Here is a 13,684-nt window from a genome sequence, read left to right as displayed (position 1 = left end):
TCACTCCTCCCTTAAATTCTGTTTCAGTTTTTTGATTGACCGGTTGTATTTGGAAAGCACAGTGGCCAGAGGCATACCAAGAGATGCCGCAATCTCCCTGTGTTTTAGACCTGCTGAGGCATGGAGAAGCACAATCTGCCGCTCATCCTCCTTTAAAAGCTCCAGAGCTGCCCGCAGAGCCATGGCATCTGCCAGGTTTTCCAGAGGAAGGCAGAGTTCACCGGTTTCTTCCCCGGTCAGCTCCTCCAGCCCCATATCTGCCCTATGCTTCTGGTCACGAAACTTCATATAGCAAAGATTTCTTGCTATGGTAAATATCCAGGCCAGAGGCTTGCCCTGGGACTGATAAGAAGATGCAGAAGTCCATATTTTCATATAGGTCTCCTGCATCACTTCTTCCGCATCCTGGGGATTCTTCATTATTGACAATATAAAACTGTATACGGTTCTGTCCGTGTTCTGGTAGAGAAGCAAAAATGCCTCCCTGTCCCCCAAACTGACACGCCTTAAAAGCTCTTCGTTGCTCAATCGAATTCCCTTTCTGATCGTTTAATGCAAAAATTCTCGTTCTTATTGCATGAAACTGGTACATTTATTTTGTAACTGTTCCGCTTTGCAGCTTCTTGCCCACTTACAGCGGACAAGAAGTTTTCGGCGTCCGCCTTATGTGGATTCTGTTCCTTTATTTTACCGGTTTTTCCTGCTGGAAGGAGCATTCCGCAGTAATCACACAAAAATACCGGCTGTCCTGCTCCCTTATTCTCTGATAGATCTTCTGTTTTAATTCATCCTGCCTTGCTTTTGTATATTCCCGGGGCACTACCAGATCAAAAATAATATTAATCTGGTTTCCTGCATCTACAATCCGGAAATCATGAAGACTCAGGCGCTCATCCAGTCCGGCAAGGATCTCCTCAACCATTTTCTTTAACTCTGCTGTCATGGGATTATCCGCATCTACCGGATCCATGTGAATCACAAGAAATATCCCCAGCTTTTTCTGGGCATCCCGCTCAATCTGATCCACAACTGCGTGGGATTTTCCAATTTCCACATTGCTGGGAACCTCTGCGTGAATAGAAGCCATGCTCCTGCCCGGACCATAATTGTGTACAATCAGATCGTGACTTCCAATAATGCCATCATACTGCTCCACAAACCCCGTAATTTTCTGGTAGATTTCCGGATCAATAGCTTCCCCGATCAAAGGAGCCAGCGTATCCTTTGCAATGTTAATCCCGGCAATCATAACCAGAATCGATACAGCAATGCCCACAAGTCCATCAATATTCACATGCCAGACGCCATACACTACAATGGAAAAAATTGTTGCCGCTGTTGCCCCGGTATCTCCCAGAGAATCCGCTGCCGTTGCCAGCATGACAGAAGACTGAATCCGTTTTCCCAGTTTGCGGTTAAACAGGCACATCCACAGCTTCACCGCCACTGTCAGCCCCAGAATTCCTACTGAAATCAGGCTAAAACTCAGCTCCTCCGGGTGAAACAGCTTTCCCAGAGAAGATTTAAACAAAGAAAATCCCACCTGGATAACCAGAAAGGCCACAATAAAGGCGGATATATATTCAATCCGCCCATGTCCAAAAGGATGCTCCTTATCTGCCGGCTTCTCAGACATCTTCACACCCACAAAGCTGATAATGGAGGAAGCCGCATCTGAAAGGTTGTTAAAAGCATCTGCCATAACAGAAATGCTGTTAATCATCATTCCTGTAAAAAGCTTTGCCAAAAATAGGAGCACATTACAGCAGATTCCCACCATGCCGGACAAAAGCCCGTAGCGGGTGCGTACCTGCAGATTCTCCGTCTGTTCATAATCTTTTACAAATAATTTTACCAGTAAATCTGTCATTTCATTTCCTCATAAATTACCTGGACCAGACACAGCCCCTCTGCCGGAGCTGTAAATCCTGCAGCCTGACGATCCTTTGCACGCAAAATATCGTCCACAGTTCTCCAGTCTCTCTCTCCCAGTCCGATTTCTATTAATGTTCCAGTCAGAATCCGTACCATATTCTGCAGAAAACCGTTTCCCGTAAAGGAAAGCGTCACCAGGCTGCTGCCTGGTTTCTGACAGATATCTACCGAATACAAGGTACGAACCGTAGATTTTTTCATTTTCCTGTTTCCGCAGAAGCTTCGGAAATCATGAGTGCCGCAAAGCCTCTCTGCTGCCAGTCTCATAACCTCTGTATCCAGTGAACGTCCCAGATGATAACTGAGCCGCCGCTGAAACACATCCTGCTTCTCTCCTGTTTCAATCTGATAGCAGTAGGTTTTCCTTTCGGCACTGAGACGGCTGTGAAACCGCTCCGGCACCTCTTCTACTGACAGCACGCCAATATCATCCGGCAGATAGCGGTTCAGATAAGACTTCAGATAGGCTTCCTCCTGCCTAAAAAGCCCTCTGCTGCGGAAGAATTCCTCAGAGATCCGGAAATTGGCAGTCTGCCCTGCCGCATGTACGCCTGCATCTGTGCGTCCGGAGCCCTGCACCTCCACCGGCTCTCCTGCCATTCGTTCCAGAATCTGCTCCAGCTTTCCTTGAATGGTGTCTGAAGTATTGCCCTGCTTCTGCCATCCATTGTATCTGGTTCCCTCATATTGAAGCACCATTTTAAAATTACGGTTCATTTTCCTTGATCCTTTCCGGAATATCCGAAACATTTTTATCATCCGCAATCGACAGCTCATGCCTCCGGATTGTTTCTTTTGAGCCTGGACGGCCAGACTCCAGAAGAAGATATAAAATCTCCGCAACCATAGTGGCCGGAACCCGGGAAAAACAGAAATCCTCTAACAACAGCTTTTCTCTCGTTGCTGTAATCAGAACATAATCTGCTTCCTTGGCTACAGGCGAATCTCCGTTGTTGGTAATGGCAATCACCTGGCAGCCATTCTCCCTGGCCCCTTTTGCCAGAGTCACCAAACGCCTTGATGTGCCGGAATTGGAAATCAGAATCACCACATCATTCTTTGTCAATGTCAGAGTATAGGCCATCTGGGTTTCCCAAATAGTTCCTGAAACTGCGCGAATGCCCAGCTGGTTCAGCTTAAATGTAAAATCCAAGGCTACCGGCACCGTATTTCCCACCGCTGCCACCTGAACCGTAGAAGCCCGCTCAATCAGACGGAGAATCTTTTCCAGATTTTTGGCATCCATCATGGAAACCGTCTGGGTCAGCTCGGCAATTTTGTTAGCAAGAATATTCTGCAGAGACTGGCTGATATCATCCCGGCTGATATCGTTGGATACCTGAACTCCGTTATTTTTTTCCTCCATCACTTCCCGGGCCAGAGACATCTTCAGGTGATGAAAGCCTTTAAATCCACACCTTCTGCAGAAACGGGAGACTGTGGCATCACTGGTTTTGCTGGCTCTGGCCAGCTCCGCCACTGTCATATCCACAACCTCCTCTTTTCGCTCAATAATGCAGTCTGCTATTTTCTTTTCTGCTTCAAAATAAGAATCGTAGGAGGAACAGATCGCTCCTACAACACTTTGATTCCCATTCATTTCTCACAACTCCATTTTTATGTAATATTATTTCATTATACTATTCCTTCTTATCAAGGGCAAGCAGAAAAATCGTTGAAATAATACAGGCAAAGCCAATCAGATCCATCAAGCCAAAGCTGACATGCATCCAGATAACAGAAAATACCGTAGCTGAAACCGGCTCCACAGACGCATAGAGGCTTCCTTTTTTTGCTCCTACACAGCGGATTCCTTCCATGTAACAGGAAAAAGCAATTACTGTTCCCACAAGAATAATCACAGCCATGCCCAGCACCACCTGGCTGTCCGTCTCCACAGGAATGGTCCAGGGGTGGAAAATACAGCAGAGCATAATGCCTCCAATCAGCATTCCCCAGGCCGTTACCACAGCAGAACCGTATTCATTCAGCAGACGTCCCGGCTGTACGGTATAGACAGCCAGCGCTACTGCCGATAACAGTCCCCAAAACAAAGCTGTTCTCGAAAGAACCATACTTCCCGGACGGCCATGGGTAGCCAGAAGAAAGGTTCCTGCAACCGCCAGAATAATCGCCAGAAGCTCCACCGGACGAGGCGGCTTTCTGTTCCTCAAAGACAGATAAATCAAAATCAGAACCGGCCCGATATACTGAAGAACCGTTGCCGTCCCTGCATTGGAGGCGCCAATCGCCGTAAAATAGGTATACTGGCACATGCTCATACCGAGAATTCCAAAAATCAGAATAGAAGCCGCATCCTGAATCCAGATCCGAAAAATCCCTCTTCCATCTTTGAGCCAGCAGATAAACAAAAGCAAAGCACCAGCCAGAAGCAGGCGGATAGGCACCAGCCAGTTGGAGGTCACTCCCTTGGTCTGCATCAGGAACTGACCGCAGGTGCCGGAAAATCCCCACAAGGTTCCACCCACCAGCGTCAGAAACATTCCTCTGACTGCATTATCTTTTTTTCTGTTGTTACTGTTCATTTTTTCTCTCCCATACTCTTTTTTGGTTCCTTCCGGAAAACCTCAATACGGCATATTCTAGCATACTTTATAGAAAAAGTCTCCCTTTACTTTTTAGCTGGTCTAGGGTATAGTAACTATTCAGAACCCCCATGTTCTCAATACGTTTTTGAAAGGAAATCATATGCTTACTGTTGGATGTCACCTGTCCTCCTCCAAGGGCTATCTTGCTATGGGAAAGGACGCTGTAAAAATAAATGCCAATACCTTTCAGTTTTTCACCCGCAATCCCAGGGGAGGAAATGCCAAAGCCATTGTTCCCTCTGATGTGGAGGCTTATCTTGCCTTTGCGGCTGAACACAACATTACCCGGATTCTGGCCCATGCCCCCTATACGCTCAATGCCTGTTCCGCAGACGAACATCTGCGGGAATTCGCCCGCGCCACTATGGCCGACGATCTGGCCCGCATGGAATACACTCCCGGAAACTGTTACAACTTCCATCCCGGCAGTCATGTAAAGCAGGGCGTAGAAATCGGAATTACCTATATTTCCGATATGCTGAATGCAATTTTAAAGCCTGACCAGACCACTACTGTGTTGCTGGAAACCATGGCTGGAAAAGGCAGCGAAATCGGCCGCTCCTTTGAAGAGCTTCGAGAAATCCTTGATCGGGTCACTCTGTCTGATCATATGGGTGTCTGTCTGGATACCTGTCATGTATGGGACGGCGGCTATGATATTGTAAATCATCTTGATGAGGTTCTTACCGAATTTGACCGAGTTATCGGCCTCTCTCGCCTGAAAGCCATTCATCTAAACGACAGCCTGAATCCGTTGGGCGCTCACAAGGATCGTCACGCCCGTATCGGAGAAGGATATATCGGAAAAGAAGCTCTGATTCGCATCATTAATCATCCGGCCCTGCGAAAGCTTCCCTTTTACCTGGAAACCCCCAATGAACTGGACGGATATGCCGCTGAAATTGCCCTTCTGCGGGAAAACTATCAATAAAAAATGAAAATATAAGCTCTGTTTCTTTAATGTCCTTGGCAAGGGGCACTTTTCTGCTGAAAAGGCTGCTGCCCCACAAATGATTACTCATCTATAGAGCAGCAGCCTTAACACCAAAAATATTCCCTTTATTTTTCCATCATCATCACACTTTCAGCAATAATATCCACACACCGCTCGATTCCCAGCTTTCCGCTGTTCAGACTCAGATGGTAGTTACGGGGATTTCCCCACTCATTGCCGCTGTAATACTGATAATAATCTCTTCTCTTCCGGTCAATCTCCCGCATCCGGGATTCCAGCTTCTTAACGGTCTCATCCGGCTCCAGACGCTGCATCCGCTCAATCCGTTTTTTCATTCCTGCACAGATAAACACATGGAAACCATTTTCCACAATAATATCAGAGCAGCGGCCAATAATCACACAGGGGCCTGCCCACTCCAATTTCCGAATCATCTGTGACTGAGCCAGAAATACCTGATCCGACACAGGAATCTCATACAGTGGGGAAAAAGGATTCACTGACACATAATCATGGTTAATCCGTTCTTTTCTGCCGATGACCTCGTCATTGGCCCGGAACGCCTCTTCCGCAATATTGCTGTCCTCAGCTGCCATGGAAATAATCTCTTTGTCATAAAAAGGAATTCCCAGCTTCTGTGCCAGACGGAATCCGACCTCACGGCCTCCGCTTCCAAATTCACGGCTGATTGTAATTACCTTGTTCATAATTGCCCTGCCTCCTCTCACGTAAGACACACGCAGCTTATCCGTGTGACTACCATCTTACCATGTTTGAGACAATATTTCTACAAAAGTTATGAATTTTTCACAACTTTCTCATAAGCAATTCGCTCATCTCCGTTAGAAAGGTGAATAATCCCGCACTGGACAAAGCCGTTTTTCTCCAGCAGCTTCTGCATGGGGATATTATCCCGGTGCGTATCAATCCGCAGATCCCCGCCGCTTTCCTTCAGGCACCACTCAATACAAAGGCTGGCTGTTCCTTTTTTCCGTCCGGGAGCCGCTACCCGGTGCATAACCCCATAGGCCCCCGTTCCCTGCCATTCTCCCTCATAAATCCTTCCGTAATCCAGATCTGCTTCCACAGCAAAATAGAAGGTGCCAAGAAGACTTCCTCCCTCCTCGCAGACATAGCTTTTCCCAGTCCGAATATCCTGCTCCACGATTTCACGAGGAGGATAAAACTGTCCCCACTGATGGGGATTTCCATGATCCTGCATAAACTGCCGCGCCTCCTGATACAAGAGAAGCACCTGTTCCAAATCCTCCATGGATGTTTTTCTGATAACCATAATTACCCCTTTCTCTCCCTGTTCCTTTCTATCATGTCTTCTTCCCGATTCCTTGTTAAAATTTATTCTGACTCCTCTCCGCTGCTGGGTTCTCTGCCAACCATCCACTCTGACTCCTCTCCGCCGCCAAAGTCATCATCATGATCTAATCTGGCTGCGCCCTGTTGCCGGATTCATCATCAAAATCTGATCTGCTACCCGATCAGCAAACTCTGCATCATGCTCTACAAATACCATAGTAGGCTGAAATTTTAAAATCAGCTCCTGAATCTGTATCCTGGAATACACATCCACATAATTCAGCGGTTCATCCCATAGATACAGATGAGCCTGTTCACAGAGACTCCGTGCAATCAAAACCTTTTTCTTCTGCCCCTGACTTAAAGCTTCCAGCGGCTTTTCCAGCTGCTCTCTGGAAAAATCCAGCTTTCTCAGCAGAGCACAAATCAAATGCTCCTCCACCTGAAACGCTCTGGCATACTCTCTCAGACTTCCCCGAAGATGAGAGGTATCCTGAGAAACATAAGAAATTTTCAGGCCCAATCCCCTCCATATCTTTCCTACTTCCTCTGTTTGTTCTCCCAGAATCAACCGAAAAAGACTGGACTTACCGCATCCATTTTTTCCCCGGAGGCAAATCCTATCTCCATTTCTGATTTCCATAGTGACCGGTTCGCTGACTGGTATCGGAGGATTTCCATAACAGGCAGAAACCTGTTCCAAAACCACAAGCCGCTGACTGTGATAGGAAAGAGGAAACAGCTTCAAACGCTCCACTGTCTCCACATTTTTCAGAAGTTCCTTTTTCTCCTGAATAGCTCGTGCCTGACGGCGCTCCATATTTTTTCTCTGCTGCTGCATTCTCCGGGATTTTTCACCCAGATAGGCTCTTGTTCCAATAAAGGTTTCCTGCTTTTTGGGATTTCTTCCGATTTTTGAAGCCTCCGCCTGATCAGCCCATTTTCCAGACTGACGCGCCCCTTCCTCCAGCCGCCGGATATCCCGTTTCAGGCGGTTGTTTTCCGCCTGCTCAAAGGCATCCTGGCGTTTTCTGTTTTCATACCAGGAAGAAAAATTCCCCTGCTGAAGCTCAATATCCTGTCGGTTCAAAGCCAGAATATGATCTACACATCCATCCAGAAATGCCCGATCATGGGACACAAGAATAAAGCCCTCTCGTTTGCTTAAATACCGGCTTACCGCCGTTCGCGCCTCCTGATCCAGATGATTGGTCGGCTCATCAATCAGAAGGAAATGTCCCTGCCGCAAAAACAAAGCCGCCAAGAGCGCCTTCGTCTGTTCTCCTTTAGAAAGCGTCTGAAAGGGCCTGTATAAAATCTCTTCCTCTGCCTGAAGCTGAGATAATTCCCTTTGAATCTCCCATAGCTGCGCCTCTCCATCTGTCACCTGATCCAGAATCTGCCAGGTATCCAGCTCCGGATGGGGAACAGAAAACGGAAAATAATCGCATACAGCCTGTGTCTGAATGGCTCCATTGTGATCCAGCTCTCCGGACAACAGCTTTAAAAAAGTCGTTTTTCCCTTTCCGTTTCGCCCTGTAACCCCTAATCTCCATCTGGTATCCAGATGAAAGGATACCCGGTCAAACACCGGTTCACTGCTTCCTTCATAAGAAAAACTAAGATTCTGTACCTGTATCAATGACATTCCTATCATACCTCCCTGCTAGACCAGACCTTTATCCACCGTCTGGCTGAAAAAACATGCAGGAATCCACAAAATCATCGTTTTCTCCACTATCTGTCCCCACTATCCCCATATGTGACACAGAACCTTTTCTTCTTTGATATCCCAATCAAATACCGCCAAAGCCGCTCAGGCCTCAGCACGCACTTTCCGTCAAAAATCCGGGCAAAAAACCATCCAGCCAGAAATCCGGGCATCAAAAAAAGAGGGAGAGAATGAAATCATGTTCCTGCAAAACAAGCACAGCAAAAGCAGCGGTCAATGCCGCCTGTTGCTTTTTTTGTGCAGCTGCCTGTGCAGAAATCATAACTTCATCCTCTCACCCCTTTCCTATTTTATCTGTCAGTCAATGTATCACACTTTTCTTTCCCTGTCAACCCATTCACTTCTGCCTATGTATCCCGTTTTTTACCGAATAAAGCTGGTCTTTACCTTGGCCTCTCCTTCCGGATAAGAAATACCGGCTGCCTTTCCTGCCTCAATACATTTGATCATCCAGGCCATATTCTGACCAATTCCCCGCATAATCTGCAGACCCTCCAGATCCTGTCTGACCTCCTCCGGTTTGTTTCCGTGAACCATGTGCCAGTAATTCGAAGAAACCACCGGCATTTTTGCAAAGACAAAATATTTGCTCAGGGCATCGAGAGAGGCTGTTGTTCCCGCTCTTCTTGCAGAGGCCACCACTGCTCCTGGTTTAAATGCAAATGCCTTACTCCCGGAATAAAACAGGCGATCTAAGAAGGACAAAATCCGTCCGCTGGGATGTCCATAATATACCGGTGTTCCAAACACAAATCCATCTGCCTCCTCCGCTTTTTTGCGCACTTCATTTACCATGTCATCATCAAACACACAGTGACCCAGCTTTCCGCAGCTGCCGCAGCCAATACAGTCCCGGATTGCTTCTTTTCCCAGCTGGATAATTTCAGCCTCAATCCCTTCCTTTTTCAAAGCCCCTGCCACCTCGCAGAGAGCTGTATAAGTACATCCTTCTTCATTGCTGCTTCCATTAATTAATAATACCTTTGCCATTTTATATTCCCCTTCCTGTTTCCTGCGCTTATTCACATGATTCTTTTCTGCCCTGAACTCTCCTCAGAACTTCCGCCCTGCAGCACCTCAGGACTGCATAATAGCCGCCCGTACCAGATGCTCTGCCAGCACTGCCGTTGTAACAGCTCCTACTCCTCCGGGAACCGGCGTTGCCATCGATGCCTGCTCCGAAATAGAATCCAGTTCCACATCTCCGCAAAGCTTTCCGTTTTCATCCACATTGATTCCCACATCAATCACAACCGCATCCTGCCCCACATACTTCTGATTCAGCATACGGGCCTTTCCGGCTGCTGCTACCAGAATTTCACCATTTTGGCAGGTCTTAGGCAAATCTCTCGTTCTGGTGTGACAGATTGTTACTGTGGCATTTTCCTTAACCAGCAGCATCGACAAGGGACGTCCGACTACCATACTGCGTCCGACTATCGTCACCCTTTTTCCCTCTATAGGAATCTGATAATGCCTCAAAACCTGAACCACCGCCTCTGCCGTACAGGGAGCAAATCCACTGTCATCTCCTGCAAATACCTTTGCAATATTTATCGGAGAAATCCCATCCAAATCCTTCTCAGGAGAAATCATATTCTCAATATCCTTCTCCCGAATCTGACGGGGAAGAGGACGAAGAAGCAAAATCCCTGTCACATCCCTGTCTCCATTGATTTTGAAAAATTCTTCCTGAAACTCCTCATTGCTGATATCTTCAGGATAGTGAAAGCACTGTACCTGAAGGCCGAAGGCTTCCATCTTTTTCACAGCTCCCCGCTCATAAGAAATATCATCTGGCCGTTCTCCCACCCGGACAATCGCCAGCCTGGGTATACCGGCTTTCAGACCGGCCAACTGTTCCTGTACCCGTTCCTTTATCGCAGAGGATACCTCTGCTCCTTTTAGAATCTGCATATCTTCTGCTGCTCCTCTCTGGATTTGTTTCCCGGATTTTTCCTGCTTCTCCCGTTCCTTTCGCACGCTCTTTCGCTTGGTCTTCCGAACTATCCTCCAGCATCCTTTACCCTCTCAGCTTGTTCAAAACCCGACTGTAAATTTCATCTGCCTGCTTTGTTCCTGCCTCAATCAGCTTTTCTGCCTTGTCATTGAGTTCTTCTGCCTTGTCTCGATTTTTCATAGATTTTGTATTAATGTAAACATTCATGACTGCTCCGTTTAAAGCTGCCCTGGCCATCTGAGCCGCAACGCCCACATCAGAAACTGCCATTTTGCTTCCTTTTTCCTCCAGAAGCCCCAGAATATCCAGCACTGCCGATGTTTTTTCCATCATCTGAAGGGGAACCAGACTGGCCGCCAAAAGCCGCTCCTCCATTACCCCCTGTTTCTCTTCCTGCTCCTCTTTTGTAGAGGAAGGCATACCGTAAGCAGCCGCCAGCGGAGCAAAAACCTCTGCATCCTTATCTGCCAAAGCTGTCATCTCCAGCTGAAGAATATTCAGAGCAAAGAGACTCTGCTGCATCTCCTCCTCTACATCTTCATACCGTTTTTTTCCCACTGTGAGATTGGCCACCATCTGTCCCAAGGCTGCCGCAAGGCTGCCGCAAAGAGCAGATGCGCCGCCGCCTCCCGGCACCGGCGCCTTCGATGCCAGAGCATCTCCCCAGCCTCCGATTGTCTGTTTTTCTATCATTTTTTCTTTTCCTTTCCTGATTTCTCTCCCTTTTTCTTTCAGTTCCGGAAAGCTTTTTCCGTCTTCCAGATACTTCTGCTTTTTATTGTAGCACATTCTGAATTTTATGGAAACAGAAATTAGCAGACACCCGCAGATCCCCGACAGCCCTTGCTGCCGCGAACCTGCGGGTGCATAATAGTTTTGTAACTATTCAGGACGGCGGGAGATCCCTCCGATGCTTCTTGTTCGGCTTTGCCGAACAAGAAGATGCCCGTCCTGAACAGTTACATAGCTTTTATTTTTTATCCAATATCAGGCCTCTGCCACAGAGCGTACAACCGATTTTACCGCTCTTTCCAGACGGACAATCATTTCGTCCACATCCTCTTTTTCAATGACTAAAGGGGGTACAAAACGGATAACCTGACTTCCTGCACTGATCAGAACCAGATGCTCCTCTAAGAGCGCCGTTTTCACCACCGGGCCTACTGGCATAGAAAGCTCCAATCCCTGCATAAGCCCCTTTCCTCTGTGTGCAGCAACACAGTCCAAACGCCCTGCCAGGGCCTCCAGCTCTTCCCACAGATACTGTCCGATTTCCTGGACATGAGCCACAAGATTCTTCTCCTCAAACAGCTCCAGCACCTTGTCAGCTGCCGCGCAGACAAGAGGATTTCCTCCGTAGGTTGTACCGTGATCTCCCGGCTCCATAACCTTTGCCGCCCCCTTGCAGGCCAAAAATGCACCGATGGGAAGCCCGTTTCCCAGCGCTTTTGCTACAGTCATAACATCTGGCTTCACACCATATTCCTGCCATGCAAACATAGAGCCGCTCCGCCCCATTCCGCACTGAATTTCATCCAGAATCAGCAGGGCATCATGCTCATCACAGAGACTGCGGACTCCCTTTAAAAACTCCTCTGAAGCCGGATAAATACCACCCTCGCCCTGGATCGTTTCCATAATAACTCCGCAGGTTTTCTCGCTAAACAAAGCCTTTACACTGTTCAGGTTATTGAATTCTGCAAACCGGATTCCCGGAATCAGCGGAGCAAACGGCTCCTGATAATGGTCATTTCCCGTAACAGAAAGAGAGCCCAGACTCCGTCCATGGAAGGAATGCTTCATGGCAATAATCTCATAATCCTGCCCCATTCCTTTATTGAAAGCATGGCGCTTTGCCACCTTTAAGGCCCCCTCAACCGCCTCAGTTCCGCTGTTGGTAAAAAACACTTTATCCATTCCGGAAACCTTCAAAAGCTTTTCTGCTGCACCGATCGACGGAGCATTATAAAACAGGTTTGAAGTGTGGCATAATTTATCTACCTGATCCTTGACTGCCTCCTGAAACTCTCTGCAGCCATAGCCCAGTGCCATAACGGCAATTCCAGCTCCGAAATCCAGATATTCTGTTCCGTCCGTATCATAAAGATACACGCCCTCTCCCCGGTCAAACACCACCGGAAACCGGTTGTAAATCTTATACAGAGCATGCTCTGCCCGATCCATGTACTGCTCTTTTCCCATAATGCACCTCCTTACTGCATTTCATGAAAATACCGTTCTGCTCCATTGGCAAACAGCGCCGTCCCGATTCCCTGGTTGGTGAAAATCTCCAGAAGCAGACAGTGGGGAATCCGTCCATCCAGAATATGAACCCGGGAAACGCCGTTTTCAATCGCATCTACACAGTTCTGAAGCTTCGGAAGCATACCGCCTCCCAGCTGACCTCCGTCTACAAAGGCTCTGGCCTCATCTACCGTCATTTCCGAAATCAGTGTGCTCTTATCGTTAAAGTCGCGGTATACCCCCTCCACATCTGTCAGGAAGGCCAGCTTTTCTGCATGAACTGCTCTTGCAATGGCACAGGCCGCATCATCCGCATTGATATTAAAGCTCTGGAAATGATTATCAAAGCCAATGGGACAAATAATGGGAAGGAAATCCTTCTCCAGCAAATCATAAATAATCTTTGGATTCACCTCTGTAATATTTCCCACAAAGCCAATATCCTGACCGCCGGACAGCTTCTTTTCGCATTTTAACAGCATTCCGTCCTTACCGCTGATTCCAACAGCGTTTACACCCAGCTCATTTACCAGCTGAACCAGGCTTTTATTTACTTTGTTCAGTACCATCTCTGCAATCTCCATGGTATCCTCATCCGTTACCCGCAGTCCATTGACAAACCGTGGTTCCATGCCTGCCTTAGAAACCCAGCGGCTGATTTCTTTTCCTCCTCCATGAACAATAATCGGCTTAAAGCCTACCAGCTTTAACAGAACCACATCCTGAATCACCTGATGCTTCAGATGCTCATCAACCATAGCGCTGCCGCCGTATTTGACAACAATAATCTTTCTGTTAAACCGCTGAATATAGGGCAGAGCTTCAATCAGAACCTCCGCCTTCTGCCGCTCAGTCAGCTGCTCCATATGCAGCTCTTCCTCTCTGTTATCCTTTTTCTTTCCGTTTTCCATCCTTATTCCTTTCTTCTGATACTC

14 protein-coding genes are annotated in these 13,684 nt (G+C 47.5%); 1 reads left to right on the top strand and 13 read right to left on the bottom strand.

Annotated features, from left to right (window positions below; translation table 11 throughout):
- The 5 genes from ACESON_RS14165 to ACESON_RS14145 form a co-directional block, all read right to left on the bottom strand.
- Entirely contained in the window at positions 1–546 is a 546-nt protein-coding gene (locus ACESON_RS14165; protein ID WP_373110603.1) for an RNA polymerase sigma factor, read from the bottom strand.
- Between the two features lie 136 nt (positions 547–682).
- Entirely contained in the window at positions 683–1,870 is a 1,188-nt protein-coding gene (locus tag ACESON_RS14160) for a cation diffusion facilitator family transporter (protein WP_177958156.1), read from the bottom strand.
- A complete protein-coding gene (gene truA / locus ACESON_RS14155) occupies positions 1,867–2,652 on the bottom strand; it encodes a tRNA pseudouridine(38-40) synthase TruA (RefSeq protein ID WP_177958157.1) in 786 nt (261 codons plus the stop codon). The genes ACESON_RS14160 and truA overlap by 4 nt, the downstream gene beginning before the upstream one ends.
- Entirely contained in the window at positions 2,642–3,535 is an 894-nt protein-coding gene (locus ACESON_RS14150; protein ID WP_373110552.1) for a MurR/RpiR family transcriptional regulator, read from the bottom strand. Before ACESON_RS14150 ends, truA begins: the two co-directional genes overlap by 11 nt.
- Positions 3,536–3,575: 40 nt before the next feature.
- Positions 3,576–4,481, bottom strand: a complete 906-nt coding sequence (locus ACESON_RS14145) for a DMT family transporter (RefSeq protein WP_373110551.1) — start codon at positions 4,479–4,481, stop codon at positions 3,576–3,578.
- A 163-nt stretch (positions 4,482–4,644) separates the two neighbouring features.
- Between ACESON_RS14145 and ACESON_RS14140 the strand changes: the two genes are divergently transcribed.
- Positions 4,645–5,475 carry a deoxyribonuclease IV gene (locus ACESON_RS14140; protein ID WP_177958159.1) on the top strand — a complete coding sequence of 277 codons (831 nt, stop codon included), beginning with the start codon at positions 4,645–4,647 and terminating at the stop codon, positions 5,473–5,475.
- A 128-nt stretch (positions 5,476–5,603) separates the two neighbouring features.
- On the opposite strand, the gene ACESON_RS14135 is transcribed toward ACESON_RS14140, so the two are convergent.
- The 8 genes from ACESON_RS14135 to argB all read right to left on the bottom strand — a co-directional run bounded on the left by ACESON_RS14135 (position 5,604) and on the right by argB (position 13,615).
- Positions 5,604–6,206, bottom strand: a complete 603-nt coding sequence (locus ACESON_RS14135) for an AAA family ATPase (protein ID WP_373110549.1) — start codon at positions 6,204–6,206, stop codon at positions 5,604–5,606.
- 89 nt (positions 6,207–6,295) lie between these two features.
- On the bottom strand, positions 6,296–6,793 hold the full coding sequence (locus ACESON_RS14130; RefSeq protein ID WP_177958492.1) for a GNAT family N-acetyltransferase: 498 nt from the start codon (positions 6,791–6,793) through the stop codon (positions 6,296–6,298).
- A gap of 138 nt (positions 6,794–6,931) precedes the next feature.
- On the bottom strand, positions 6,932–8,461 hold the full coding sequence (gene abc-f / locus ACESON_RS14125) for a ribosomal protection-like ABC-F family protein (RefSeq protein ID WP_373110547.1): 1,530 nt from the start codon (positions 8,459–8,461) through the stop codon (positions 6,932–6,934).
- A 447-nt stretch (positions 8,462–8,908) separates the two neighbouring features.
- Complete coding sequence (locus ACESON_RS14120) at positions 8,909–9,535, bottom strand: NAD(P)H-dependent oxidoreductase (RefSeq protein ID WP_177958494.1); 627 nt, start codon at positions 9,533–9,535, stop codon at positions 8,909–8,911.
- A gap of 87 nt (positions 9,536–9,622) precedes the next feature.
- A complete protein-coding gene (locus tag ACESON_RS14115) occupies positions 9,623–10,462 on the bottom strand; it encodes a bifunctional 5,10-methylenetetrahydrofolate dehydrogenase/5,10-methenyltetrahydrofolate cyclohydrolase (RefSeq protein WP_177958495.1) in 840 nt (279 codons plus the stop codon).
- A 106-nt stretch (positions 10,463–10,568) separates the two neighbouring features.
- Positions 10,569–11,198 (bottom strand): cyclodeaminase/cyclohydrolase family protein, encoded by a 630-nt coding sequence (locus ACESON_RS14110; RefSeq protein ID WP_177958496.1) that lies wholly within the window; start codon positions 11,196–11,198, stop codon positions 10,569–10,571.
- 294 nt (positions 11,199–11,492) lie between these two features.
- Positions 11,493–12,707, bottom strand: coding sequence for an acetylornithine/succinylornithine family transaminase (locus ACESON_RS14105; protein ID WP_177958497.1), 1,215 nt, complete (start codon positions 12,705–12,707; stop codon positions 11,493–11,495).
- A gap of 11 nt (positions 12,708–12,718) precedes the next feature.
- Positions 12,719–13,615, bottom strand: a complete 897-nt coding sequence (gene argB / locus ACESON_RS14100; RefSeq protein WP_373110601.1) for an acetylglutamate kinase — start codon at positions 13,613–13,615, stop codon at positions 12,719–12,721.
- Positions 13,616–13,684: the final 69 nt, after the last annotated feature.

Origin of the sequence: Lachnoclostridium sp. Marseille-P6806 (assembly GCF_964238185.1) — a bacterium.
Classification (GTDB): domain Bacteria; phylum Bacillota; class Clostridia; order Lachnospirales; family Lachnospiraceae; genus Brotaphodocola.
Note: the sequence above shows the minus strand (reverse complement) of the source record. Positions and strands in the feature narration are given on the sequence as shown.